Annotated in this window: 23 protein-coding genes and 1 tRNA gene; 8 read left to right on the top strand and 16 right to left on the bottom strand. The window is 67.2% G+C overall.

The annotated features are described in order from the left end of the window. Window positions 1–29 precede the first annotated feature (29 nt). The gene (locus AC5P5W_RS04455; RefSeq protein WP_010482595.1) at window positions 30–782 is read left to right on the top strand and encodes a Crp/Fnr family transcriptional regulator; all 753 of its coding nucleotides are present in this window, start codon (window positions 30–32) and stop codon (window positions 780–782) included. A 102-nt stretch (window positions 783–884) separates the two neighbouring features. Here the strand turns inward: AC5P5W_RS04455 and thrC are convergent, their stop codons facing one another. The 3 genes from thrC to thrA are packed head-to-tail and all read right to left on the bottom strand — an operon-like array spanning window position 885 to window position 5,616. Beyond that, window positions 885–2,171, bottom strand: coding sequence for a threonine synthase (gene thrC / locus AC5P5W_RS04450; protein WP_197575308.1), 1,287 nt, complete (start codon window positions 2,169–2,171; stop codon window positions 885–887). Between the two features lie 29 nt (window positions 2,172–2,200). Next, the gene (locus AC5P5W_RS04445; protein WP_197575307.1) at window positions 2,201–3,115 is read right to left on the bottom strand and encodes a homoserine kinase; all 915 of its coding nucleotides are present in this window, start codon (window positions 3,113–3,115) and stop codon (window positions 2,201–2,203) included. Then, the gene (gene thrA / locus AC5P5W_RS04440; RefSeq protein WP_197575306.1) at window positions 3,112–5,616 is read right to left on the bottom strand and encodes a bifunctional aspartate kinase/homoserine dehydrogenase I; all 2,505 of its coding nucleotides are present in this window, start codon (window positions 5,614–5,616) and stop codon (window positions 3,112–3,114) included. The genes AC5P5W_RS04445 and thrA overlap by 4 nt, the downstream gene beginning before the upstream one ends. Window positions 5,617–5,643: 27 nt before the next feature. Here thrA and AC5P5W_RS04435 point away from each other — a divergent pair, with 27 nt between their 5' ends. Further along, window positions 5,644–5,964 (top strand): hypothetical protein, encoded by a 321-nt coding sequence (locus tag AC5P5W_RS04435; protein WP_164077554.1) that lies wholly within the window; start codon window positions 5,644–5,646, stop codon window positions 5,962–5,964. 9 nt (window positions 5,965–5,973) lie between these two features. Here AC5P5W_RS04435 and AC5P5W_RS04430 read toward each other — a convergent pair whose 3' ends face one another. Both AC5P5W_RS04430 and AC5P5W_RS04425 read right to left on the bottom strand, forming a co-directional pair. Further along, window positions 5,974–6,912, bottom strand: a complete 939-nt coding sequence (locus AC5P5W_RS04430; protein ID WP_495220859.1) for a DMT family transporter — start codon at window positions 6,910–6,912, stop codon at window positions 5,974–5,976. A gap of 168 nt (window positions 6,913–7,080) precedes the next feature. Beyond that, window positions 7,081–7,776: a helix-turn-helix transcriptional regulator gene (locus tag AC5P5W_RS04425; protein ID WP_014646939.1), complete on the bottom strand. Its 696-nt coding sequence runs from the start codon at window positions 7,774–7,776 to the stop codon at window positions 7,081–7,083. A 103-nt stretch (window positions 7,777–7,879) separates the two neighbouring features. Between AC5P5W_RS04425 and AC5P5W_RS04420 the strand changes: the two genes are divergently transcribed. Next, the gene (locus AC5P5W_RS04420; RefSeq protein ID WP_049406516.1) at window positions 7,880–8,686 is read left to right on the top strand and encodes a DUF6491 family protein; all 807 of its coding nucleotides are present in this window, start codon (window positions 7,880–7,882) and stop codon (window positions 8,684–8,686) included. Here the strand turns inward: AC5P5W_RS04420 and AC5P5W_RS04415 are convergent. From AC5P5W_RS04415 to AC5P5W_RS04405, 3 genes are all read right to left on the bottom strand, one after another. After that, window positions 8,683–9,735, bottom strand: coding sequence for a linear amide C-N hydrolase (locus tag AC5P5W_RS04415; RefSeq protein ID WP_014646937.1), 1,053 nt, complete (start codon window positions 9,733–9,735; stop codon window positions 8,683–8,685). The two genes, AC5P5W_RS04420 and AC5P5W_RS04415, sit on opposite strands and share 4 nt — an antisense overlap. 67 nt (window positions 9,736–9,802) lie before the next feature. After that, window positions 9,803–10,216 (bottom strand): DUF6691 family protein, encoded by a 414-nt coding sequence (locus AC5P5W_RS04410; protein WP_049440814.1) that lies wholly within the window; start codon window positions 10,214–10,216, stop codon window positions 9,803–9,805. After that, window positions 10,213–10,650, bottom strand: coding sequence for a YeeE/YedE family protein (locus tag AC5P5W_RS04405; RefSeq protein WP_197575305.1), 438 nt, complete (start codon window positions 10,648–10,650; stop codon window positions 10,213–10,215). The genes AC5P5W_RS04410 and AC5P5W_RS04405 overlap by 4 nt, the downstream gene beginning before the upstream one ends. 86 nt (window positions 10,651–10,736) lie before the next feature. On the opposite strand from AC5P5W_RS04405, the gene AC5P5W_RS04400 reads away from it, so the two are divergent. Next, window positions 10,737–11,060, top strand: coding sequence for an ArsR/SmtB family transcription factor (locus tag AC5P5W_RS04400; protein WP_049406519.1), 324 nt, complete (start codon window positions 10,737–10,739; stop codon window positions 11,058–11,060). Window positions 11,061–11,063: 3 nt separating this feature from the next. Here AC5P5W_RS04400 and AC5P5W_RS04395 read toward each other — a convergent pair whose 3' ends face one another. The 5 genes from AC5P5W_RS04395 to AC5P5W_RS04375 form a co-directional block, all read right to left on the bottom strand. Next, window positions 11,064–11,492 carry a BLUF domain-containing protein gene (locus AC5P5W_RS04395; protein ID WP_014646933.1) on the bottom strand — a complete coding sequence of 143 codons (429 nt, stop codon included), beginning with the start codon at window positions 11,490–11,492 and terminating at the stop codon, window positions 11,064–11,066. Between the two features lie 83 nt (window positions 11,493–11,575). Next, window positions 11,576–12,709 (bottom strand): hybrid sensor histidine kinase/response regulator, encoded by a 1,134-nt coding sequence (locus AC5P5W_RS04390; protein ID WP_032957670.1) that lies wholly within the window; start codon window positions 12,707–12,709, stop codon window positions 11,576–11,578. Beyond that, on the bottom strand, window positions 12,706–13,281 hold the full coding sequence (locus AC5P5W_RS04385; protein ID WP_197575303.1) for a chemotaxis protein CheB: 576 nt from the start codon (window positions 13,279–13,281) through the stop codon (window positions 12,706–12,708). The genes AC5P5W_RS04390 and AC5P5W_RS04385 overlap by 4 nt, the downstream gene beginning before the upstream one ends. Then, window positions 13,281–14,105, bottom strand: coding sequence for a CheR family methyltransferase (locus AC5P5W_RS04380; RefSeq protein WP_075076806.1), 825 nt, complete (start codon window positions 14,103–14,105; stop codon window positions 13,281–13,283). Before AC5P5W_RS04380 ends, AC5P5W_RS04385 begins: the two co-directional genes overlap by 1 nt. Then, the gene (locus AC5P5W_RS04375; protein ID WP_197576142.1) at window positions 14,102–17,215 is read right to left on the bottom strand and encodes a response regulator; all 3,114 of its coding nucleotides are present in this window, start codon (window positions 17,213–17,215) and stop codon (window positions 14,102–14,104) included. Before AC5P5W_RS04375 ends, AC5P5W_RS04380 begins: the two co-directional genes overlap by 4 nt. Before the next feature lie 151 nt (window positions 17,216–17,366). Here AC5P5W_RS04375 and AC5P5W_RS04370 point away from each other — a divergent pair, with 151 nt between their 5' ends. Continuing rightward, a complete protein-coding gene (locus AC5P5W_RS04370; protein WP_401730139.1) occupies window positions 17,367–18,530 on the top strand; it encodes a two-component system sensor histidine kinase NtrB in 1,164 nt (387 codons plus the stop codon). Next, on the top strand, window positions 18,520–18,879 hold the full coding sequence (locus tag AC5P5W_RS04365) for a response regulator (RefSeq protein ID WP_014646927.1): 360 nt from the start codon (window positions 18,520–18,522) through the stop codon (window positions 18,877–18,879). The genes AC5P5W_RS04370 and AC5P5W_RS04365 overlap by 11 nt, the downstream gene beginning before the upstream one ends. Before the next feature lie 85 nt (window positions 18,880–18,964). Here AC5P5W_RS04365 and AC5P5W_RS04360 read toward each other — a convergent pair whose 3' ends face one another. Continuing rightward, a complete protein-coding gene (locus AC5P5W_RS04360; RefSeq protein ID WP_197574452.1) occupies window positions 18,965–19,858 on the bottom strand; it encodes a helix-turn-helix domain-containing protein in 894 nt (297 codons plus the stop codon). Window positions 19,859–20,004: 146 nt separating this feature from the next. On the opposite strand from AC5P5W_RS04360, the gene AC5P5W_RS04355 reads away from it, so the two are divergent. Continuing rightward, complete coding sequence (locus AC5P5W_RS04355) at window positions 20,005–20,565, top strand: GNAT family N-acetyltransferase (RefSeq protein ID WP_197574453.1); 561 nt, start codon at window positions 20,005–20,007, stop codon at window positions 20,563–20,565. A gap of 7 nt (window positions 20,566–20,572) precedes the next feature. Here AC5P5W_RS04355 and AC5P5W_RS04350 read toward each other — a convergent pair whose 3' ends face one another. Then, on the bottom strand, window positions 20,573–21,037 hold the full coding sequence (locus tag AC5P5W_RS04350) for a GNAT family N-acetyltransferase (RefSeq protein ID WP_197574454.1): 465 nt from the start codon (window positions 21,035–21,037) through the stop codon (window positions 20,573–20,575). Window positions 21,038–21,698: 661 nt separating this feature from the next. On the opposite strand from AC5P5W_RS04350, the gene AC5P5W_RS04345 reads away from it, so the two are divergent. Further along, a complete protein-coding gene (locus AC5P5W_RS04345; protein WP_197574455.1) occupies window positions 21,699–22,598 on the top strand; it encodes a hypothetical protein in 900 nt (299 codons plus the stop codon). A 550-nt stretch (window positions 22,599–23,148) separates the two neighbouring features. Here the strand turns inward: AC5P5W_RS04345 and AC5P5W_RS04340 are convergent. Continuing rightward, window positions 23,149–23,225 (bottom strand) — tRNA-Arg (locus AC5P5W_RS04340). Window positions 23,226–23,336: the final 111 nt, after the last annotated feature.

Here is a 23,336-nt window from a genome sequence, read left to right as displayed (position 1 = left end):
CTCCCCGCCCGCGATACGCCCCCCGCAACATGTCACGGCCTTCCGGCGCTCCGCCCGCCACCAACGATCCCGCCTCGCCGTCCTGCACCACGCTGGACTGCCTGCACTGCTCGGTTCGGCACCTTGCGGTGTGCTCGGCGCTGTCGCCAGACGAAGTGCAGGCGCTGGAACAGGTCACCGTCTCGCAGCAGGTCAGCATGGGCAGCACGCTGGCACGCACCGGCGAAGAGCGCGACCATGTCTATACATTGACCGCCGGCGCACTGCGCCTGGTGCGCACCCTGGCCGACGGCCGGCGCCAGATCAACGGTTTCGTGCTGCCCGGCGACTATCTGGGCCTGAGCGGCAGCGACCACCATCGCTACGACATCGAGGCCATCGCCGACAGCCGCGTGTGCCGTGTCGCGCTGCCACAGATGAAGGCCCTGCGCAGCCGCTTCCCGCACCTGGAGCGCAAGCTGCTGCAGCGCGCCTGCCAGGAACTGGATGCCGCCCAGGATGCTGCGCTGGCGCTGGCACGCCTGCAGCCGGCCGAGAAGCTGGCCGATTTCCTGCTGCGCCTGGCCGCGCGCGAGGCCAAGCTGGGGGGCGACGGCCTGCGCGTGTCGCTGCCGATGGGCCGCGGCGATATCGCCGACCATCTGGGCCTGACCATGGAAACGGTCAGCCGCACCTTCACCAAGCTGCGCCAGCAGGGGCTGATCGCCCTGCCCCACCTGAACGTGGTGGAGATCCTCGACGAGGATGGGCTGCGCACGCTGGCCGGTGAAGGGTTGATCTGACCGTATCGCGGTTGGTTGGGTTGCCGGCCAGCGGCCGGCACTAGCGGAAGGATGCAACACGGGTAGTGCCGGCCGCTGGCCGGCAACCGCCTCCATCTGCGATCAACGCAGCAACACCTCGCGCAACGCCGCGTAATCTGCCGCCAATGGTTCGGCGTGCGCCGGTCGCTGCAGCAAGGCATCCAGCGCAGGTGGCACCGCCACCGTTTCGCCGATCAGCGGCTCGACCACGGCCTCGAACTTGGCTGGATGCGCCGTAGCCACCGCCGCCCAGTCGCCCTTGGCACCGCGCGCGCGCAGATCCTGCAGCACCTTCACCGCCGTCGCCGTGTGCGGGCAGAACAGCTCGCCGCGGCTGGCATGCGCTGCCGCAATCGTCGCGCGGATGGTCACGTCATCCACCGCGAACGCGCGGAAAGCTGCACGCAGCTCTGCGTCGTCGCCGTGGTAGAGCCAGCGCAGTCGCTCGAAGTTGCTCGGCGCACCCACGTCCATTGCATTGGCCACCGTCGCCACACTGGCCTGCGGCTGGTAGTCGCCACCATTGAAGTACGCCGGCAGCACGGCATTGGCATTGGTGGCCAGCACGATCTGGCCGATCGGCACGCCCAGCGCGCGCGCCAGCACGGCCGCCATCGCGTTGCCCAGATTGCCGGTCGGCACCACCAGGTTGAGCCGGCGACGATGCGCGGCGTAGTGGGTCAACGCTGCATGCGCGTAGTAGCTCATCTGCGGCAGCAGTCGGCCCAGGCTGATGCTGTTGGCCGAGCTCAACGGCACCTGCGCCTGCAGTTCGCGGTCGGCCAGCGCCTGCTTGACCATCGCCTGGCAATCGTCGAATGCGCCCGTCACGCGCAGGGCCTGGATGTTGTCGCCGAAACAACCGAGCTGATGCGCCTGGCGCGGAGACACGCGACCCTCCGGATACAGCACCACCACGCGCACGCCCGGCTGGCGATGGAAGGCCGCCGCAACGGCGGCACCCGTATCGCCGGACGTGGCGACGACGATCGTCAGATCGCGATCCTTGCCGCCCTGCAGGCGCGACAGCGTACCGGCCAGGAAGCGCGCGCCGATATCCTTGAATGCCGCCGTCGGCCCATGGAACAGCTCCAGCACATGGTCACCCTCGCCGAGCGCACGCAGCGGCACCGGGAAGTCGAACGCTTCGCGGCAGATCCCCGGAAGCGCAGTCTCGAGTGCATCGCCCGCAAAGAACGGTGCCAGCAGATCGGCGGCGGTATCGGCCAGGGTCGCCCCGGCCTGCAGCTCGCGCGCGGCCGGCAGATGCGCGGGAACATACAGCCCGCCATCGGGCGCCAATCCGGCGGCGATCGCCGCGCTGAGGCCAACGGCGGGCGACTGGCCGCGGGTCGAAACAAATTGCATGGGATCGGTTTCCAGAGAAGGGGAAGGATTCAGCACAGCCGGGCTCCCGGCGCATCCAGCGGCGATACCCAGGCGTCACTGTCGAAGCCGGCCGCAGCGAACGCTGCCTGGACCGGCGCCACGGCGGCACGGGCCTGGTCGGCATCCTCGAACCAGGCGAACACACTGGGTCCGGCACCGGAGATGCCCGCGCCCATTGCATGGGCCGACAGCGCTGCATCACGGGCGGCCTCGAAGCCGGCAATCAATCCGGCCCGTCGCGGTTCGACCAGCACGTCGCGCAGTCCCGCGCGTACCAGCGTCGCATCACTGTGATGGCAACCACTGAGCACCAGCGCGAGGTTTGCGCTCTGGGCCACGAACTCGCCCAGCGCATAGCTGCCCTGCAGGGCCTGGCGGGCACGGCGCGTTTCCAGCACCGCATGCGGATGCACCAGCAGGCTGTGCCAGCTGGCAGGCACCGGGACCGGCAACAGGCGATCGGCCGTACACAGCGCCAGGCCACCCAGCAGCAGCGGGCCGACGTTGTCACCGTGACGGCCACCACTGGCCACCGCCTCACCGTCCAGCGCGTAGGGGTACAGCGCCTCGCGCGGCAACGGGGCCTGCAGCAGCGCATTGGCGGCGACCAGCGCCGCGACACTCGACGCTGCCGAACCGCCCATGCCGGAACCGAACGGGATGCCCTTGTCGATCTCGACCGCGAAACCGAAATCCAGGCCCAGGCCTTCGCGCAGCGACATCAGCGCAGCCCCGGCGGTGTTGCCGGCGGCGTCCAGTGGCAGCGCGACGGCACTGCCACGGATCGCATCGATCCGCACCACCGGCTCGTCGATGCGGCGCACGCTCACGGTATCGCCGATACCGGCAATGGCATGGCCGAGAATGTCAAAGCCCACTGCCACGTTGGCCACCGAGGCAGGCGCGAACGCACGTGCGATCACAGCCGCGCTCCTTCACCGGCGGCGACCCGCAGCAGGTCCGCGAACACACCCGCTGCCGTCACCTCCGGACCCGCACCCGGCCCCTGCACCACCAACGGGTTGTCGCAGTAGCGACGGGTGCGGAACTGCACCACGTTGTCGGTCAGCCGCAGGTTGGCGAAGGCATGATCGGCCGGCAGTTCCCGCAGCCCCACCGAGGCGCCGTCGGCACCCAGCTGTGCCACATAGCGCAGCACCGCACCACGCGCCCGCGCATCCTGCAGGCGTTGCAGCAGGCTGGCGTCGGACTCGCCCAGCCGCGCCATGAAGTCATCCACGCTGCCCTCGCGCAGCAGCGCCGGCACCAGGCTTTCCACTTCCACCTGCTCAAGACTGAGCGCGTGGCCGGCTTCGCGGGCCAGGATCACCAGCTTGCGCGCCACGTCCACGCCCGAAAGATCGTCACGCGGGTCCGGCTCGGTGTAGCCCATCGACCGCGCCTGCGCGACCAGCTGCGAGAACGGCTGGCTGCCATCGAAGCGGTTGAACAGCCAGGCCAGCGTGCCGGAGAAGATGCCTTCGATGGCCAGCACCTCGTCACCGGTATCGACCAGGTCACGCAGCGTGGTGATCACCGGCAGGCCAGCGCCCACCGTGGCCTCGTAGCGGAAACGCGCACCACTGGCCGCCGCCGCGGCGCGGATGCGCTGGTAGCGCGGCAGCGGCCCGGCGCCGGCCTGTTTGTTCGGTGTGACCACGTGGATGCCGGCTGCCAGCCAGCCCTCATAGCGCTCGGCCACCTCGGCACTGCCACTGCAGTCGATCACCACCGCATGCGGCAGGTGCGCGGCCAGCAGGTGTTCGGTGAAGCGATCCAGATCGCTGGCCTCACCCGCCTGCTGAAGGGCTTCGCGCCAGTCGGCATGCAGCCCATCCGCATCCAGCCGCATGCGCGAACGCGAGGCCAGTGCGCGCAGGCGCAGGTCGACATTGGCCTTGGCCAGCAACTGCGGGCGCGCGGCCAGCAGCTGGTCCAGCAGCGCGGCACCGACGTTGCCAGGCCCGATCACACCCACCGCGAAGGTCTGCGGCGACAGCCAGAAGCCGGCATGCGCGGCGCGCAGGGCGCGGGTGGCATCGGCACTGTCCACCGCCACCGAAATGTTGCGCTCGGACGAGCCCTGCGCGATTGCCAGGATGTTCACCTGCGCGCGGCCCAGCGCCTCGAACAGGCGCGCCGCCACGCCAGGTTGGCCGGCCATGCCGTCGCCCACTGCCGCCAGAACGCTGACGCCCTCGCTGACCTGCACGCGCTGCACCTGGCCCACCGACAGCTCATGCGCAAACGCATGCAGCAGCGCCTCGCGGCCACGTGCAGCTTCGGCGGCGCGCACCACGCAGCAGATCGAATGTTCCGACGAACCCTGCGAGATCATCACCACCGACACCTGCGCCTGGCGCAGGGCAGCGAATACGCGCTCTGCAGTGCCTGGCACGCCGATCAGGCCGGTGCCTTCCAGGTTCAACAGGGCCAGGCCCGGGCTCAGGGTCAGGCCCTTTACCGGCCCACGCGGCGAGCGCTCGGCACTGATGCGCGTACCCGGATGCGCCGGTTGGAACGTATTGCGGATGAAGATCGGCAGGCCCAGGCGGATCGCCGGCGACATCGTCTGCGGGTGCACCACTTTGGCGCCGAAGTAGGCCAGTTCGCAGGCCTCGTCGTAGCTGAGCGATTCGAGCTGCACGGCTTCGGGTACCAGGCGCGGGTCGGCTGACAGCACGCCGTCGACGTCGGTCCAGATGTGCAGTTCATCGGCATTGAACAGCGCGGCGAAGATCGCGCCGGAGTAGTCACTGCCGTTGCGGCCCAGGGTGGTGATGCGGTCATCACGGTCACGCGCGACGAAACCGGTGGCGACCAGGCGCGGCTGAGGATGTTGAAGGCGCCATTGCGCGAGGCGGTCGGCGCTGGCTTCCCAGTCGACATCGACGCCCAGCTCGCCATGCCCGACCACCAGCACATCGCGCGCATCGAGCACCGCACAGTCTTCGCCCAAGGCACGCAGGTGGGTGCCAAGCAGCTGCGCGGAGAACACTTCGCCCAGGCCCTGCACGCGGTCCAGCACCTCGCGCGGCAGCTCGCCGATCACCGCCAGCGCCGCCAGCACTTCGGCCAGCTGATCGAAGCGGGCGTCGATCCATTCGACCGTCTCGCCGACCTGCTCGCCCAGCAGCGCCACGGCGGCGCCACGGTGGCGCGCGCGCAGAGCATGCCAGGCCTCGCGCCAACCCTGGTCACCCTTTGCCGCCAGCTGCGCCAGATCGATCAGCGCGTCGGTGACCCCCTTCATCGCCGAGACGACAGTGACCTGCAGCGACTCAGGACGGGCCAGCAGCAGGCCGGCAACATGGCGATAGCGTTCGGCATCGGCCACCGAGGTGCCGCCGAACTTGTGCACGACAGTGGACGGTGCAGCCAGATCGGCCGGGGCAACGGGATGGGCGGGGGCGTGGGAAGACATGCAGACCTCGTTAGGAGGCCCCGTCGCATGCAGGTGTCGAGTTTCCCCGTCACCTGGATGGTGCGGGGCCGTGGTTTTCGGGAGTTACACGAAGACGACGGGCCGCACCAGGGCAGTGGTGACGGTGGTGGTGGTAATGGTGGTGGTGGCGACCGGCGCAGTCGGACGGCCCGCAATGGCGGGGGCGATCAGGCTGGCGTGGGCGGCATCAAGGACCATGACGCACAGAAAACACTGTGCGCCGGTCCGCTGTCAAGTGCTGCGATGCAAAAAATCATTGCGGCGATCATCGGCCAACGTGCCGGCATTTGGTTGCATCTGAGACCAAGCCGACATCAGCACGCTTGACGCCCACATTCAGCCTGCATGTTCGGCGATCGCCCGTGGCGAGCGATGGGCATGCGCGCACAGCATCACGCCGGCCACCAGGAACACGATCGCCAGCGCCTCCAGCAGCGAGGGCCAGCGCTGCTGCCAGGCGAAGGCATACGCCAGCGCGAACAGCGTCTCGAACACGATCATCTGCCCGGTCAGGGTCAATGGCAGCAGGCGGCTGGCACGGTTCCAGAACGCGTTGCCGAGGATCGAGGCCACCACTGCCACGCCGGCGCTGATCGCCCAGAAGCCACTCCACTGCGCCGCGGTGTGGGTACCGCTGTGGCCGATGAAGGCCATCGGCACCAGCAGCAGGGCCAGGCCGCCAGTGGTGACGCCGGTCAGCAACGACCAGTCGTGGCTGGACAGGTCCGGCCGGCGTGCCAGCCAACGACTGTTGCCGATCGAGTACAGCGCCCACGAGAACAGCGCGCCGAACGCACAGAGCAGGCCGATCAGGCGCTGCCGCCACGGTGTTGCGAGGTATTCGGACATCAATGCTTCCCAGCCCACCAGCGCCACGCCGAGCACGCACAGGCCCAGCGCCGGCAGCAGCTGCTTCAACGGCACCGCGCCCTGCTCGCGCACGCCAACCACAGTGACCACCACCGGAATCAGGCCGACAATCAATGACGCCGCCGCGCCACCGGCCCACTGCACCGCCGTGGCCAGCAGCAGGAAGTACACCAGGTTGCCGGCCAGGCTCAGCCACAGCAGCCCGAACCATTCGGCGCGGCCCAGCCGCTTCCAGCGCGGCAGCAGCAGAGCGATGGCAATCAGGCCATAGACCAGGTAGCGACCGGCGGACAGTTGCAGGGCATTGAACGACTGCAGCACGGCGGGGGCGAGAAAGACCACGCCCCACAGCGCGCCAGCGGCAACGCCATTGGCGATGCCCAGGGCCATCGGGTTGTTGCGCATTCGGGTTCTTCGGGGGAAGAGAACGGGCCGCGCAGTGTAAGCGCTCACCAGTGGCGCCCTCTTGACCGAGGCTATTGCCTTGTCATCTCTGTAGAGCCGAGCCAATGCTCGGCTGCGATTGGCCGCTGTGCAGATAAGGGCAGCCGAGCGTGGGCTCGGCTCTACAGGTCAGATGGCGCCCCTGCGCCAGGCGGCCGGCGTCTGCCCGCACTCACGACGCAGCGCACGGGTCAGTGCACTCTGCTCGGAATAGCCTGCCGCCAGCGCGATATCGCTGATCGGCGCCGCACTGGTACGCAGTTGGTGCTTGGCCCAACGCAACCGGCTTGCACTGAGCCAGGCCTGCGGGCTCAGCCCGAACTCCCGCTGGAACAGCGCATGCAACCGGCTTTCGCTGACACCGACGAAGGCGGCCATGCGTGCTACCGGCCACGCCTGGCCCGGATCAACCTGCACCGCCGCGCACAGGCCCTGCAGGCGCGCACCACTGCCCGCCGGTGCGAACACCTGGAGCAGCTGCGGCAACAGGGCCGGCAGTGCCTGGCCCTCACACACCTGCGCCAGGCGCTGTCGCAGCGCCAGTGGCAGATGCAGCCAGCGCTGGCGGCACAGGTGTTCCTGGGTACCGTCATCGAGCACACCCGGGGGGCAGTCGACGATCACGAAAGCATTCGGGCCATCGGCCATCTGGTCGTGTGCTTCGCCAGCCGCGACGAAGGCCCCCTGCAGCAGGTCCAGGCGACCACCGCGGCCTTGCATCTCGAACTGCAGTTCGCCCTGCAGCGGCAGCACCCACTGCGCGTAGTCATGACGGTCCAGGCCGGTGGCCTGGCCGTAGTGCCGCAGGTGGAAGATCGCGCCCATATGACGAGTGTGCGCGTGCTGGCATTTCCCTGCAACGCGGCCCCGGCACCGGCCATGCTATGTTCCAGCCAGTTACAGACGCAGGGATGGCAGGATGAACAGCATGATCCGATTGCTTCCGCTGGCACTGGCCAGCGCCTTACCCCTGGCCGCCCTGGCCCAGGCGCCATCCGCGCCATCGGCCGCCGAGCGCATCGCACCTGCACCGCACTGCCTGGACGCACGTGACGTACGCCAGGTCGAGCAGGAGACACCGACCGCCATCGCGGTCCGTGACGGCAGGGGCCAGGCCTTCCGCATCGACTTCAGCGCAGCCTGCCCGGGTGTCAACGAAGCCAGCGCACTGCGGCTGGAGGCGCCTTCGGGCTGGGCCTGCGGCCGCCCCAGTGAACAGGTGATGGTGGATGGCCGCCGCTGCGGCGTCGGCAGTGTCACCCCCATCGACAACCGGGAGTTCGCCAGCACCGCTCGCCAGAGCAGCCGCCTGTACGCGGCCACCCTGCCGCCGGTGAACGTGACCGCCACAGGCAAGCCCAGCCGTGGCGGCAGCAGCCCGCGCCATACCTTCCAGGCCTCGCCAGCGTTCTGCTTCGCCACCCGCCATGTGCGCAGCTGGAACGAGGATCCGCAAGGCGTGGTGGTGGAGACCAATCCGCGCCGCAATGGCGGCAATCGCTACTACCGCGTCGAACTGGCCGGCAGCTGCTCGATCCTGGCCGGGGCGACCTCGGTGGAATTCCAGTCCGGTTTCCAGAACGGCCTGATCTGTGGCAATCCGGGCGATCGCATCGTGGAGACGCCGTCCGGAATCCCCGGCGACATGCGCGCCAGCACGCCGCGCTTCGCCCGCCCGGGCTGCAGCGTGCTGGCGGTCTATCCGAAGGACGCGCCGGACCAGGCCTCGCGCTAGCCGTCCACGCCGAGGAAGGCGAACGGTGCACTGGGTACGAAGTGACCCAATGCATCGCCGGCGAACGTGTTGCGCTGGTCCTTGCCAAGGTCGAGCTTGAGCACCTGGCCGCCGAAATCGACCTTGTTCAGATCGATCCAGAAGGTGTTGGGGGTCAGCGCCGATTCGAAGAAGTACAACCGCCGCTTGTGGTCGGCCACCGTGCGCCAGCGCGTCGATGAGATGTTCGGCTCGCCCGGCGTGGTGATGCCGTACGGCACCGACGCATTGCGGATCACGCTGAACACGCTGGCCAGCGCTTCCACCGGGTCCTCGGCCTTGGGAATGGCGTTGATGTAGAACGACGCACGCGCGAAGCGGTCGGACGAGCGGTTGGTACCTGGCAGCATCACCGTGCCACCGATCTGCTGCCAGTAGCTGTTGAGTGCCAGCTGCTGCTCGAAGATCGGCGAGTTGGTCATCACCTGGTAGCGCCGGTCATGGTGGATCACCTGGCGCCCCCCGATGTACTCGACGATGGCACTGTCGCCGCTCGCGTCGGACAGCGACAGATGCAGCGTTGCCTGGCGGTCCTCGCCCGGCACCTTGTCGGTGACGATCGAGTACGGCTCGCGCTTCAGCGCCGCCACTGCCTCATCCACGGTCGCGAAATTGTCCAGCACATACTGCGCCCACAGCGAGATCGCCAGTCCCGGCTTGTTGCCGCGCTGCTGCGGATACTCCGATTCGACCAGCCACAGCAGGTTGGCCACCAGGCCCTTCTCGTTCATGCCATCGGTGGTCGACACGTCGTAGCCGGTGGCCACCACCGAACCATAGCGCGCTGTCCAGGCCAGCGACTTCGGTCCGGCCTGGCCGGTGCGCGCGATGCCGCGCGGCAGCACATAGAGGTTGGTCGCCACGTCGACCTTCCAGTCCATCGAGCGTGCGGTGATCACATCACCGTTGTCACCCAGGTACACCGCGCGCGTGCAGGCCAGCGCCGGTGCCACCGCAGCGGCCAGTGCGACCGCCAGCATTGCCCTGCCCGTCCACTTCATCCGTACCATGTCGTTGTGCTCCTTTCCCCGTGAACCCCGGATCTGACCGCACGCAGGGTGACACAGGGGTGAAGCCTCAGCGTACGACCCGATCGTGCAGCCAGAAACCTGCAAGCATTGCAGGCACGAACCACAGCGCTTCACGCGATGCGACTGCCAGCCCGGCGATGGCCGGTCCCGGGCAATAGCCAGCCCATCCCCAGCCGATACCGAACAGAGCGGCACCCAGGAGCAGGCGCGCATCGACATCACGCGCACTGGGCAGCTGGAAGCGCACCGCGAACCACGGCTGCGCGCGGCGCAGCACCCAGCGCTGGCCGACCGCACTGACCAGCAGCGCCGCGCCCAGCACCCACACCAGGGTGGGATCGAAATCACCTGCAATGTCGAGGAAGCCGAGCACACGGCGCGCGTCGGTCATCCCCGAAAGCGCCAGCCCCGCACCGAACAGCGCACCCGCCGCTGCCGCGGCCCCTGTCGCGCGGCTCATGCCGGGCCTCCGCCGTGGCGGATGAGGAACGTCGTCAGCATCGCGCAGGCCATGAACACCAGCACCGCCAGCAGCGAGCGCTTCGAGCCGCGAGCCATGCCACAGACGCCGTGACCACTGGTACAGCCACTGCCCAAGCGGGTGCCGAAGCCCACCAGCAGGCCGGCGCCGATCAACTGCCAGGCAGGCAAGGCATCGCGCAACTGTACCCGCGGCAACGCGTCGGGCAGCGACTGCCACCACAGCACCAGCCCGGCCGCCGCGAGCAGGCCAGACAGGAAGGCCCAGCGCCATCCGCGCTCGCCTTCCGCTGCGCGCAGGCTGCCTGCGGCGATCCCGCTGATACCGGCCACACGCCCGAGGGTGGCGAGCAACAGCACTGCGGCGGCGCCGATCAACCCACCGCCGGCTACCGCAGTCCACGGCAGGTTCATGCCCCGCCCTCATTCACGCCCTTCATGGGATTGCCCTTTTATTTAGATTTATCTAAATTAGACACGTCTAAACAAAAAGGTCAACCATGCCCAGCACCCCGCTCGACAGTGCCGCGATGGCCAAGCACGCCGCGCAGGCCGCTGCCCTGCTCAAGCGCCTGGCCCATCCTGCCCGCTTGCGCGTGCTGTGCCGCCTGGTCGAAGGCGAAGCGCCGGTACCGGAGCTGCAGGCGCTGACCGGATTGAGTGCGTCCGCGCTGTCGCAGCACCTGGCTGTGCTGCGCGATATGGACATCGTGGCGACCCGGCGCGAAGCACAGGCCATCCACTACCGCATGCAGGAAGGGCCCGCATTGGGCGTGCTGCAGGCGCTGCATGCCGCCTATTGCGGCGGCGGCGCCTCGGGCTGACGCTCAGCCGGCGTGCAGTGCTGGCTGTACAACGTTGTCGAGCAGGTCCACCGGCGTCGGCGCGGAGCGATCACCCTGCAGCGTACGGGTAAAGCCCGACCAGTCACTGGATGACAGCTGGCGCAACAGCGCCTCCTCCACCGGCAGCGCGCGCATCGACCAGTACGGAAACTGGCGCTGGCCCAGGCGGCCGCGCGCCAGTTCAATGATGTCGATATGGCTGCCGGCCTGCAGGATGCGTTCGTAGACCGAACCGATGCCATCCGGCGGCCCTTCGATGTACTGCAGGAAACGCCCGCCGTCGTGCAGCAGCACGCCGGTCACACCGGCCATCTTGTTGAAGCGGGCCGCATCGTCGACCAGCGCCTGCAGCCGTCGAGCGGAGAGATCCGGCAGCGCCCGGCTGACATAGGCGATCGCACGCAGTGGCATGGTGCTTCCTTGGCAATATCTGCCGCCACGGTAGCAGTTGCGGACGAGCCCGTCTCAGATCCACGCGTCGCTTGCTGAAGGATTCAGCTGGCCGCCGTTGCCGGGCTTTCAGAGCGCCGTGGCAGCGTCGCCTCGAACACCACCTGCCCCGCCTCGTTGCGCGCGCCGATGTGGCCGCCGTGCGCGCGGACGAACTGATCAACGATGTACAGGCCCAGCCCCAGGCCATTGCTGGGGTGGAAACTGGCCTTGAACGGCTCGAACAATCGCGGCAGCAGCGCGTCGTCGATCCGCCCGGCGTTGCTTACCCGCAGCAGCACGCTGCGCGGATCGCGGCCGTCCACCTCCACCCTCGCCTCGCTGCCATGGGTAAGCGCGTTGCCGACCAGGTTCGCGGCGACCTGGCCAAGCCGATCCAGATCACCCTGCAGGCGGGTATCGCCCTGCATGTCGAGATGCACCCGTGCGTGGCCGTGGGCGCTGCCCGCTTCGGCCACCACGGCACGCGTCACTTCCGCAAGATCGCAGGCGCTTGCCTGCAGGCGCAGGCCGCCGCTGCGGATCCGCGAAAAGTCCAGCAGCTGCTCGACCATCCGCGCCATGCGCAGGGTGCTGGCTTCCAGGTGCTTCAGGGTCTGCTGCGCACCGGCATTGTCCTCTGGAAGCTCCAGCGCCAGCTTGTCGGCACACAGCAGGATCGCCGACAGCGGCGTGCGCAGGTCATGGGTGAGCACGGCCGCCATCGTCTCGTTGAGCTTGAGCGAACGTTCCAGCGCCTCGTTGCGCGCCTTCAGCAGCTGGCGCTGCTGGTAGAGCTCGATGAAGACGTTGACCTTGCTCAGGATCACCTGCGGTGCGACCGGCTTGTGCAGGAAATCGACCGCACCGGTTTCGTAGCCCTTGAAGGCACGCACCGGGTCATCCGGCGAGGCGGTCAGGAAGATGATCGGCACATCGCGGCTGCGGTGCGAACCGCGCATCAGCTCGGCCAGGGTGAAGCCATCGATCTCCGGCATGTGCACATCCAGCAATGCCAGCGCCACCTCGTGCTCCAGCAGCAGCTCCAGCGCCTGCGCACCCGAGCCCGCAAGCAGCAGGTTCACGCCCTCGCGCTGCAGCAGCGCCTGCATGGCTACCAGGTTCTGCGGCACGTCATCGACGATCAGCAGGTTGACCGGGGTCTGCGACTGCGCAGGGTCCGGTGGCAACAGGTTCATGCAAACAACTCCTTCAGGCGACGGCACATCAGTTCAAGGGGCAGCACGGCATCGGCGCCAGCGTGCTGCAGGGCGGAGGCCGGCATCATCGATGCCTCGGCCTCCTCGGGAGATTGCAGCCAGGCGCGGCCACCAGCGGCGCGCACGGCGGCCACGCCTTCGCTGCCATCACTGCTGGCACCGGTCAGCAGCAGTGCCAGCACCTGCGCGCCGAACACCGCTGCCGCCGACTCGAACAGCGGATCGATGGCCGGGCGAGAAAACAGCACCGGGGCGTCCACCGACAGCGCCAGCGAACCGGCGTCTTCCACCAGCAGGTGATAGTCCGGTGGCGCAAAGGTCACCGTGCCAGGCTGCAGCGGCTGCTTGTCTTCGGCCTCGCGCACCGGCAGCGCGCAGTACGGCGCCAGCACTTCGGCGATGCGGCTGCTGCGATCGCGTGGCAGGTGCAGCACTGCCAGCACCGGCGCCGGCAGTGCCGCAGGCAGCGCGCCAAGCACCGTCTGCAGCGCTGCGACCCCACCCGCAGAGGCCCCGATCACCAGCACGGCCGGTCGTATCGGCAGGCTCATCAGGCGACTTTCCGGTACAGGCGATGCTCGCGCGAGCAGACCTCGAACGCACCGTGGTGGCGCCCGAACTGCAGCGACTCCTTGCTGCCCAGGCCAAGGAAGCCGCGATGCACCAGCGCATCACGGAACAGGCCCACCGCGCGATCCTGCAGGTCGCGGTTGAAATAGATCAGCACGTTGCGGCACGACACCAGGTGCACTTCGGAGAACACGGTGTCGGTGGCCAGGCTGTGGTCGGCGAACACCACGTTGCGGCGCAGCTGGCGGTTGAACACCGCGCCATCGTAGGCCGTGGCGTAGTAGTCGGAGAGCGAAGCGGTGCCGCCGGCCGCCAGGTAGTTGCGGCTGAACTGGGCCATGCGGTCGATGCCATAGGCGCCGGCTTCGGCGGTGGCCAGCGCTGCCGGATTGATGTCGGTGGCGTAAACGATGCTGCGCTCGAGCAGGTCTTCCTCGTGCAGCAGGATCGCCAGTGACCACACTTCCTCGCCCGTACTGCAGCCAGCCACCCACAGCTTCACCGAGGGATAGGTGCGCAGCACCGGCACCACCTGCTCGCGCAGCTCACGGAAATAGGCCGGGTCACGGAACATCTCCGAGACCTGCACTGTGAAGAACTGCATCGCCTGCGCGAACAGGTCCGGCTCGTGCAGCAGGCGGTGCTGCAGGTCGGCCAGCCGCTCGCACTCGTAGCGCTGCATGGCCTGGCGGATGCGCCGCCGCAGCGACGATACCGCGTAGCTGCGGAAGTCGTAGTGGTAGCGCTGGTACAGCGCTTCCAGCAGCACCTTCAGTTCCAGGTCGAACAGCGCCTGCTCGTTCATTGCCGCGAGCACCAGACACGGCACAGCGAGACCAGCTTGTCGACATCGATGGGCTTGGCGATGTAATCGTTGGCACCGGCCTGCAGGCATCGCTCACGGTCGTCCGGCATGGCCTTGGCGGTCAGCGCGATGATCGGCAGGTCCTGCAGGTGGCGCTGCGCGCGGATCTCGCGCATCGCGGCCAGCCCATCCTTCTCCGGCATCATGATGTCCATCAGCACCAGATCGACCTCGCGCTCGGCCAGGCGATCCACCGCTTCCTGGCCATTGCGCGCGATCTCCAGCGTGACGCCGAGCGGTTCGAGCACGCTGGACAGCGCGAAGATGTTGCGGACATCGTCTTCGGCCAGCAGCACGGTACGGCCATCGAGCACGGTGTCGCGACGGCGCGCTTCGCGCAGCAGGCGCTGCTGGTCGGTCGGCAGGCTGGCCTCGACGCTGTGCAGGAACAGGGTCACTTCATCCAGCAGGCGTTCCGGCGAACGCGCACCCTTGATGATGATGCTCTTGGAATAGCGGCGCAGGCGCTGCTCTTCCTCGCGGCTGAGCGCGCGGCCGGTATAGACGATCACCGGCGGGAAACCGACCTCATCGTTGCCGGCCATGTGTTCAAGCAGGTCGTAGCCGCTGCCGTCGGGCAGCGACAGGTCCATCACCATGCAGTCGAACGTGACCGTGCTGAGCTGTTCCAGTGCATCGGCCAGGGTGCCCACCGCGACGATCTGCAGCTGGTCGCGGCCCAGCAGCAGTTCCAGGTTGCTGCGCAGCTCGCTGTCGTCCTCGACGATCAGCAGGCGCCGCACGTCGCGCTGGCTGGTCTGTTCCAGCTGCTCGATGGCCGTCACCAGCCGCTCGCGCGTGGTCGGCTTGATCGCGAAGCCGATCGCGCCCAGCTCGCGCGCCACCTGGCTGCGGTCCGTTGCCGAGACCACATGCACCGGGATGTGCCGGGTTTCGGGGTTGCGCTTCAGGCGCTCCAGCACGCTCAGGCCCGACACGTCCGGCAGGCCGATATCAAGCAGGATGCCGTTCGGACGCAGCTCACTGGCGAGCGTCAGCGCTTCTTCCGCCGTACCCGCCACCACGCAGTCGAAGTCCAGTTCATGGGCCAGGGCCACCAGTGCCTCGGCGAACGTGGCATCGTCCTCGACCGCCAGGATCAGGCGCCCGGCGCGCTGGCGGCGGCCGCGGTCGTCGGCCACGCCGGCCGACGCAGTGGCCGGCGCCGACGCAGTGGCAGCGCGCACCGGCGCCGGCGGCAGCACGGCCGGTGTCCGTGCCGGCGCCGGCACTGCCACGGGGGCCTCGGCAGCCTCGGCTGCGCTCGCCGCGGGGGCGCCCTGCAATGGCAGCTCCAGGATGAAGCAGCTGCCGCGCCCGGGCTCGCTGTCGACCTGGATCTGGCCGCCCATGCGCTCGGCCAGATCGCGCGAGATCGACAGGCCCAGGCCGGTACCGCCGTAGCGACGGCGGGTGCTGCCGTCGGCCTGGCGGAAGGCTTCAAAGATGACGTCCAGCTGCTCGCGGGCGATGCCGATGCCGGTGTCGCAGACCTCGAACCGGATGCGGCCATTGCCGGCCGCACGCACGTGCAGGCTGACCTTTCCGTGCTCGGTGAACTTCACCGCGTTGGCCAGCAGGTTCTTCAGGATCTGCTGCAGCCGCTGGCTGTCGACCACCAGCTGGCTCGGTGCCAGCGCATCGGCTTCGATCTGCAGGGCCAGGCCCTTCTGCCGCGCCATCGGCTCGAAGGTCTCGCGCAGGCGCTGCAGCGCGCTGTCGACCACCACCACTTCATCGGACAGTTCGACATGGCCGGCCTCGATGCGCGACAGGTCGAGGATGTCGTTGATCAGTGCCAACAGATCGTTGTTGGACGAGAGGATCGCACGGGCGTACTTCACCTGTTCTTCGGTGAGCGTGCCGTCCTTGTTGTCGGCCAGCAGCTTGGCCAGGATCAGCGAGCTGTTCAGCGGCGTGCGCAGTTCGTGCGACATGTTGGCCAGGAACTCGGACTTGTAGCGCGATGTCGCGGCCAGTTCGTTGCTGTTGCGCACCAGCTGGCTCTGCGCGACCAGCAGCGCCTGCTTCTGCGCCTCCAGCTCGTGGGTGCGCTCTTCCAGCTGCACGTTGCTCTGTTCCAGCTCGGCCTGCTGTTCTTCCAGGTGGCTCTGCGACTGCAGCAGGCTGCGGCTCTGCTCTTCCAGCTCCTCGTTGGCCACGCGCAGCTCTTCCTGCTGGGCCTGCAGCTCCTCGCCCTGGCGCTGCGACTCTTCCAGCAGCACCACCAGTTGCGCACGCAACAGCGATGCGCGCAGCGCCATGCCGATGGTCTCGGCACAGCGCTCCAGCAGCTCGCGATCCAGATCACGCTGTTCACCGACCCGGGCGCGGCCCAGTTCGATGATGCCGACCACGGCACCGTCGCTGCTGAGCGGCGCCAGGATGCGCTCGCGCACCGGCAGCCGGCCCAGGCTGGTCTGCAGTTCAAGCACGGCGGCATCGTCGCCATGCAGGTGGCGGATCCGTTCATCACGAGCGACCTGCCCGGCCAGCCCTTCGTGCAGGGCCAGCGAGGCCGGCGCGCCCGAAGGCAGCGCCATGCCACCGGTCAGCTGCAGCCGTCCGCCTTCCAGCCGATAGACCGCACCGACCTCCACGTCCAGCTGCCCGGCCAGGCTCGTCGCAGCCGCCTCGGCGATCTGCTCCGGCCCCAGGTCACCGCGCAGGCTCGACGCCACCGCGTTCTCGGCCTCCTGCAGCCAGAGCGCGCGCATGGCCTGGCGGCGGGCCTGGATGGCGCGCGAGACGATCAGCGCGATCATCAGGAAGGCGCAGCCACCGATGGTGCGGTTGACGAACGAGAACGACGAGTTGTTGCTGGCGGGCGCCACGTTGAAGCCGATCACCAGCAGGACACAGGCGATCATCGCGACCACGAACGGCGCGCGCGCACTGCGCTGGAACACCGTGACGCCCACGGCCAGGAAATAGGCCAGCCAGACCGCGTATCCCAGCGGCACCACCAGTTCCAGCGCGATGGTCGCCGCCAGCAATACGGCAGAGGTCATCCAGATCCAGCGGTCACGCGTAGTCGCACCAGGACGCATGCAGGTCGGTTCCAGAAGGCAAAGGGTGGAAGATGATACTCCGTGTCGCATTCAGCCGCACAGGACAAATGGCACGTGTCAGGTGTGCACGCATCCTTCACACTTGAATGCCTAGCTTCACGTCCCTCACAGGGGTAACACTTATCTACACGTGGACGCAGCTGCCTCTACGACGTCCGTGCTGACGGACCCTTCCCGACAACTGCGATTGCTGATCGACAGCGTGCGCGACCATGCGCTGTACCTGCTTGATCCTGAAGGCATCGTCTGCAGCTGGAACCCGGGCGCCGAGCGTATCAAGGGCTATTCAGCCGATGAAGTGGTGGGTACGCACTTCGGTCGCTTCTACCTGGCCACCGAGCGCGAGGCCGGCGAACCGCAGCGCCTGCTCCGCCTCGCGGCGCAGCAGGGCCATGTTGCCAGCGAGGGCTGGCGGGTACGCCGCGATGGCTCCTCGTTCCGCGCCAGCGTGGTCATCGAGCCGGTCGTTGAAGCGGGCGAACTGCTTGGCTTCGTCAAGATCACCCGCGACATCACCGAGCAATGGCAGGCACAGCGACTGCTGCGCGATGCCCAGCGTGCGCTGCGCAACACCCAGCAGTTCGAGACGGTCGGCCGGCTCAGCCGCGGCCTGTCGCACGAGTTCAACAACCTGCTGACCACCATCGGCAACGCACTGGACCTGCTGTCGCTACGCGTCCGCGGTGACGATGCACGCGCCGCTGAGCTGCTGGACGCTGCGCAGGCGGCCACCGACCGCGGCGCCCTGCTGACCCGCCAGCTGCTGGCCTTCAGCACGGGCCAGACCCTGATCCGCGAACCGCTGGACATCAACACGCTGGTACAGCAATGGCTGCCGGGCCTGCAGCGCGCCTGCCCACCCACGGTGACGCTGGACGCCTGCCTCACGCCGGGCCTGCCGCAGGTGTGCACCGACGCGATGCAGCTGCAGGCTGCCCTGGCCAACCTGGTGGCAAATGCCGTAGAGGCCACCATCGATGGCGGGCGCATCCTGATCGGCACCGCGCTGGAACATCGGCTCGACCCGGATGCGGACACTACGCTGCAACGCGGCTATGTCACCCTCAGCGTCTGTGACGAAGGCCATGGCATGGCGGCCGACATCGCCGAGCGCGCCAGCGAGCCCTTCTTCACCACCAAGGACATCGGCAAGGGCAGCGGCCTGGGCCTGAGCCAGGTGTTCGGATTCACTACCCAGAGCGGCGGCTTCGTCGATGTGTCCACCACGCCCGGTGTCGGCACGACGGTAAGCCTGCTGTTACCCGCATCAGAGGAAGCAACCCATGACCGATGAACCGATCCGCGTACTGATGGTGGAGGACCAGAACGATCTGCGCGAGATGATCGGCCTGGCCCTGCGCGATTTCGGCATCGAGGTCGCCACCACCGCCGATGGCCACGAGGCGGCGGAGCTGCTCAAGGGCGAGGCGCGTTTTGACGTGGTGTTCAGCGATGTCAGCATGCCCAACGGCATGTCCGGCATCGAACTGAGCGAGCACGTCGCCCGCGAACAGCCGCAGGCACGCATGATCCTGTCCTCCGGCTATGCGCGCTCGCAGCTGCCGCCGCTGCCGGAGCAGGTGGAGTTCCTGCCCAAGCCCTATCGCCTGCGCCAGCTGGTCGAGCTGTTGAAGCAGGATTGACCTTTCGCCAGGCCTGGCGAAGCCGATCTGCGGGTGCCGGGGCCCTACCGCCGCGACTGCGTGGTCGAACGCGTGCTCGGCGGGGTTACCGAGGATCTGCTGCCCGAAGTGCCGGCACCGCTGTTCGCATCCCACCAGCGCCGCCCTGCCCCGCACGGCGGTAGCCGGTCAGCGACTGCCCGGTGTGCCGCCGGAAGTAGCGGCACAGGTAGGACGCATCCTCGAAGCACAATCGCTCGGCGATGCGCCCGATCGGCAGCTCGCTGTAGCTCAGCAGCGCCTTGATCTCCAGCACCACCTGGCGGTCGATCAACGCCTTGGGTGTTTCACCGAAGCACTCGCGGGTCAGCTGTGAAAGATAGAACGGCGTGATGCACAACGCATCGGCATAAGACTGCACGTCGCGCTGGCGGGTACTGCGCTGGCCGACCAGTTCCCAGAAATTCCAGGCCAGGCGCTCGCGCCGGCTGACCGACGCTGCGGCCCCCTTCTGTGCCGGCAACAGCGTGGCGAATTTCAGGAAAAAGGTCTGCAGTAGATTGCGCAGCATCACGTGCCGATAGCGGCCCCCAGTATGCTGCGCGTCCATCAGCTGCTGCAGCCAGCCCTGCAGGAGCGGCACCTCCAGCGGCGACGGCACGCAATGGGGATGCTCATGCAGGAACTTCAACAGCGCGTTGGGCAGTACGTAGGCCACCTCCGACGCCAGCGCCTTCGGCATCAGGCAGACCACCGCCAGGAAGCCACGCGATCGCTTCCGCAGCAGCGCCAGCGTGTCCTCGGCCAGCACCAGCACGTCGTGCCGCTGCACCGCCACCTCACGGAAGTTCAGTGCGAAGCGCGCACGCCCGGACACGCACACCAGTACCGCCAGATACGCGCGCCCGAACGACAGCGGAACACCCTGCCCTTCGGCCAGCGTACTGACCTCCAGGCGCATCGATTCGTCCTGATCCAGAAGCTGGGGTATGCGGTCCATTGGCCGATCCGGCTGCATTCCGCCGCACAGCATACCGGGCAACGCCGGGGAGTTGTGAAAAGTACCGAAACCATCAAGGTCCCGCCCTGTGCCCTCCGCCCGACGCGGCCTAGCCTGTGCGCTCTCTCCCTGCCCCTGGAACGGCCATGCCGCTGCATACCGAACGCTTGATCCTGCGCCCCTGGCGCGACACCGACGCCGCCGACCTGTACGAATACGCCCGCGACCTGCGCGTCGGGCCCATCGCCGGATGGCCAGCCCACACCAGCGTCGAGGAAAGTACCGAGATCATCCGCACCGTGTTCAACCGGCCGGAGGTCTATGCCCTGCAGAGCCGCGAAGATGGCCACGCCATCGGCTGCGTCGGCATCCTGATCGGTGCCGACAGCAACTTCGAGATCGGCGAGCGCGAAGGCGAGATCGCCTACTGGATCGGCGTGCCGTACTGGGGGCGCGGCCTGGTACCCGAAGCAGTGCGCGAAGTGATGCGGCACGCCTTCCTCGACCTGCGCCTGGACGCACTGTGGTGCGGCTACTTCGCCGACAACCTGCAGTCCCTGAGCGTACAGAGCAAATGCGGTTTCCAGCATCACCATACCGAAGTGAACAAGTTCAACAGCTTCCTCGGCGACTACCGCACCGAACACATCAGCCGCATCACCCGCGAGCAATGGCAGGCGCAGCAGGATGCCTTTTTGCCTGAGTGATTACGACTCAGCCGGCACGGTGCTGCATGAACAGCAGTTCCGGCGTCGAAGCGTCTTCCATCGGCTGGAAGCCCAGGTCGCGGTACAGGGTCACCGCCGCGACGTTGTCACGATAGACACGCAGGGTCAGCCGCTCCGCCCCGGGCGACTGCAACGCCTGCGCCATCAGCGCCTGCATCAGTACACGTCCCAGTCCACGCCCGCGTGCCCGCGGCGAAACGATGATGCGGCCCAGGTGCAGCGTGCCGGAGGTCGTTGGCCAGTACTGGCCGAAACCAAGGCAGTGGCCATGCGCATCCAGCAGCACCCAACCCGGGCGCTGCTGCAGTTGCAGTGCGTGCGCGAATGCGTCCGGCACGAGCGGATACGCCACGCCGGCACCGGCCCAGCGCCGGGTTGCGCTGGCCGAATCCAGCCACGCGCCGATGGCGGCGAAGTGCGGAGGCTGCACGGGGCGAAGGTACTCACTCATGGCGTGCGCGCAAGGAAGGATGGCCGCCATGGTGCGCGATCCCGGCGGCCGAATCACGTTGCACGGCAGCGCTTGAATTTTGTAACAGGGCAATAAGCAATGCCGATCGTCCACCGCCGCCACACCTGACAACCCCTCTTTTCCTTCTGCCCTCGGGATCCGGCGGCGCCGCTCTGGGCGCTGTACAACCGCTTCGGCGGCGTCCGCGTCATGGCATGCGCGGCGGCACTGATGGGCCTGTGCAGTTACGACTGCCTGCCGCGGCCGCTGCTTGGGTTGCGAGGCGAAGAGCAGGCGCACGTGGCGGAGGTGCTGCGAGGCCTGGAGTTGCTCTGTAGCATGCGCGAAGGGCATCACGCGCGGTGCATGCAATAGCGCCCCCGGCCCGATTCGAACAAGTGCCCTCTATCGTCAAAGATCCACCCCAGCGAAGGTGGGGCTCGGCCTGAACCAGGATTAGGCGTGTCCAGGCTTCCACTCAGCGTCCAGTACATAAACAAATACTGAACTAGACCTATGGCCTGATGGGGGGAGCGTCGCCCCATCCCGTTTTGTAGGCATGGGACCTGCCAAAGTGCGCGGCGGTCGGAGCCCAGCCCCTGATTGGGCACCGTGACAATCCCTGCACGCGTACCGCGCTGATCGGTCATGAAGGAACGCCATGTCTCCACGAGTCAAAGTCCTGAGCTTCTCTGCATTGATACTGATCGTCTTGGCGGGAGTCAGTTTTTGGTATGTCCCAACCAAAGCGGACACACAACAGCGCAAACCTGATTCTCAAACCAATCAGCCAAACTCCAAGGATCAGGCCAACTCTAGCCATACCGCCTCATCCCTCACAGGTCCTGAGTTGAGTTCCAACACACAGGATGCAGCAGCCGGATTTCTTGAACTTCGTTCACGTGCAGAAGCCGGGGACGTAGCAGCACAGCGCAAGCTGGGGCAGATTTATCAGCATTGCTCCGTTTTCAGCATTTCCCATTCGAACATGTATGCGACGTTGGACGCATACGCGCGCCTCAGCGGGAAAACGCAAGGCGCATACGATGACATCAAGAAGCGCTTCGCAGCGACCTGCTCGGTCGTTGACGGCGGCGACGTGATACTCGAAGAGCACTATACAAAGTGGTTTGAACGCGCGGCAGATCACGGCGATCCTTACGCCAGGATTTACATGGCCTCCAGCAAGTGGACCAGCCTCAAACCTGATGACTATCAGCTACTGGCACGCGATGCGGTCAATTCTGCAGACCCGGAGGCAATTTTTGCACTGGGAGATCTGCTAGCGCTCGCGCCAGAGGGAACCGATCTCGGTGCCTTCAATGCAAGCGCTACGGGTCCATACGCCAACTATGCCTGGGGCATCGTCGCCTGCCGAATGGGGGCAGATTGCGGAGCCGGCTCATTCCGCATGGATTCACTATGTGTCAATTCGGGCGTGTGCGGATCAGAGAATTTTGAAGACGCCATCAGGAGCAGGGTGGTTCCTGCTGGACAGCAAGAGTCGCTTGATAGAGCAATAGGAGAAGTAAACAGAGCAGTTGGGAAGAAGCCATCTTGAAAAGGACGCCGCAGTGAATCGAATCTCCGGAAGAACGAAGTGGAGTATCGCTGGGCTGGTTTTCACGGCCTTTGCCGCCGTTGCTGCAACAGTATCGATCAACGCCAGTTCGTATCCGTATAACCAGGTTGCAGTTGCGCAGAATTTGTCCGCCTACGAAATGGTGGAGCTGCGACGCGCCGGCCTTGTCGGTTTGGCGGGCATGTACCGAATCACGCATGGCATTGCGTCTTTGCCTGTCGGCAGCAGGATCAAGGTGACCTGGGGTGACGGGTCCGTCGAAGAAGCCGCTGTCACTTGCCTCACTGGAAGCCCTTGCGTCCAGCCCCTGCCGGGAACTCAGCAGCCGCCCAGCCGTGGCGGTGGAGGTGCCGGCGGTGGCAGCGGCGGAGGTGCTGGTGGAACCGGCGGATTTAACCCTGGCGGAGGCTGCTATGGAAGCTGCGGAGGAGGTGGCAGCGGGGTTGTCACGGTGAAACCCATCATCCCGGTCCGTCCGAAGTAGACCCATTCAAGCCCGACGACGCCGCTCGCCCTGTTCCATTGATTCTGGTGACCCCGGCCCGATTCGAACGGGCGACCTTCCCCTTAGGAGGGGGACGCTCTATCCAGCTGAGCTACGGGGCCATGCAGCCGGGAAGTTTACAGGCAACGTGCCCTGCCCTCCAAGCATTCATGTTCGGCCAGGCCTGGCTGGCGCGTTGCACCATGGCCGGCCGGGGCGCTCTGCTACCATCG

It is taken from the genome of Stenotrophomonas sp. YJH_SMC_123 (assembly GCF_059368215.1).
The sequence above is the reverse complement of the archived record's forward strand: the minus strand, read 5'-3'. Positions and strand labels throughout refer to the sequence as shown.

Bases quoted from the DNA above. Each gene is read 5' to 3' on its own strand.
- AC5P5W_RS04350 (WP_197574454.1), bottom strand. From the start codon at position 21,037: ATGAGTGAGTACCTTCGCCCCGTGCAGCCTCCGCACTTCGCCGCCATC.
- AC5P5W_RS04390 (WP_032957670.1), bottom strand. From the start codon at position 12,709: ATGAACCTGTTGCCACCGGACCCTGCGCAGTCGCAGACCCCGGTCAAC.
- AC5P5W_RS04345 (WP_197574455.1), top strand. From the start codon at position 21,699: ATGTCTCCACGAGTCAAAGTCCTGAGCTTCTCTGCATTGATACTGATC.
- AC5P5W_RS04405 (WP_197575305.1), bottom strand. From the start codon at position 10,650: ATGAACCTGCCGTGGACTGCGGTAGCCGGCGGTGGGTTGATCGGCGCC.
- AC5P5W_RS04360 (WP_197574452.1), bottom strand. From the start codon at position 19,858: ATGGACCGCATACCCCAGCTTCTGGATCAGGACGAATCGATGCGCCTG.
- AC5P5W_RS04455 (WP_010482595.1), top strand. From the start codon at position 30: ATGTCACGGCCTTCCGGCGCTCCGCCCGCCACCAACGATCCCGCCTCG.
- thrA (WP_197575306.1), bottom strand. From the start codon at position 5,616: ATGTCTTCCCACGCCCCCGCCCATCCCGTTGCCCCGGCCGATCTGGCT.
- AC5P5W_RS04395 (WP_014646933.1), bottom strand. From the start codon at position 11,492: ATGCCACTGCGTGCGATCGCCTATGTCAGCCGGGCGCTGCCGGATCTC.
- AC5P5W_RS04425 (WP_014646939.1), bottom strand. From the start codon at position 7,776: ATGGGCGCGATCTTCCACCTGCGGCACTACGGCCAGGCCACCGGCCTG.
- AC5P5W_RS04435 (WP_164077554.1), top strand. From the start codon at position 5,644: ATGCAGGTGTCGAGTTTCCCCGTCACCTGGATGGTGCGGGGCCGTGGT.
- AC5P5W_RS04420 (WP_049406516.1), top strand. From the start codon at position 7,880: ATGATCCGATTGCTTCCGCTGGCACTGGCCAGCGCCTTACCCCTGGCC.
- AC5P5W_RS04410 (WP_049440814.1), bottom strand. From the start codon at position 10,216: ATGAGCCGCGCGACAGGGGCCGCGGCAGCGGCGGGTGCGCTGTTCGGT.
- AC5P5W_RS04430 (WP_495220859.1), bottom strand. From the start codon at position 6,912: ATGCGCAACAACCCGATGGCCCTGGGCATCGCCAATGGCGTTGCCGCT.
- AC5P5W_RS04355 (WP_197574453.1), top strand. From the start codon at position 20,005: ATGCCGCTGCATACCGAACGCTTGATCCTGCGCCCCTGGCGCGACACC.
- AC5P5W_RS04400 (WP_049406519.1), top strand. From the start codon at position 10,737: ATGCCCAGCACCCCGCTCGACAGTGCCGCGATGGCCAAGCACGCCGCG.
- AC5P5W_RS04365 (WP_014646927.1), top strand. From the start codon at position 18,520: ATGACCGATGAACCGATCCGCGTACTGATGGTGGAGGACCAGAACGAT.
- AC5P5W_RS04380 (WP_075076806.1), bottom strand. From the start codon at position 14,105: ATGAACGAGCAGGCGCTGTTCGACCTGGAACTGAAGGTGCTGCTGGAA.
- AC5P5W_RS04385 (WP_197575303.1), bottom strand. From the start codon at position 13,281: ATGAGCCTGCCGATACGACCGGCCGTGCTGGTGATCGGGGCCTCTGCG.
- AC5P5W_RS04415 (WP_014646937.1), bottom strand. From the start codon at position 9,735: ATGGTACGGATGAAGTGGACGGGCAGGGCAATGCTGGCGGTCGCACTG.
- AC5P5W_RS04375 (WP_197576142.1), bottom strand. From the start codon at position 17,215: ATGCGTCCTGGTGCGACTACGCGTGACCGCTGGATCTGGATGACCTCT.
- thrC (WP_197575308.1), bottom strand. From the start codon at position 2,171: ATGCAATTTGTTTCGACCCGCGGCCAGTCGCCCGCCGTTGGCCTCAGC.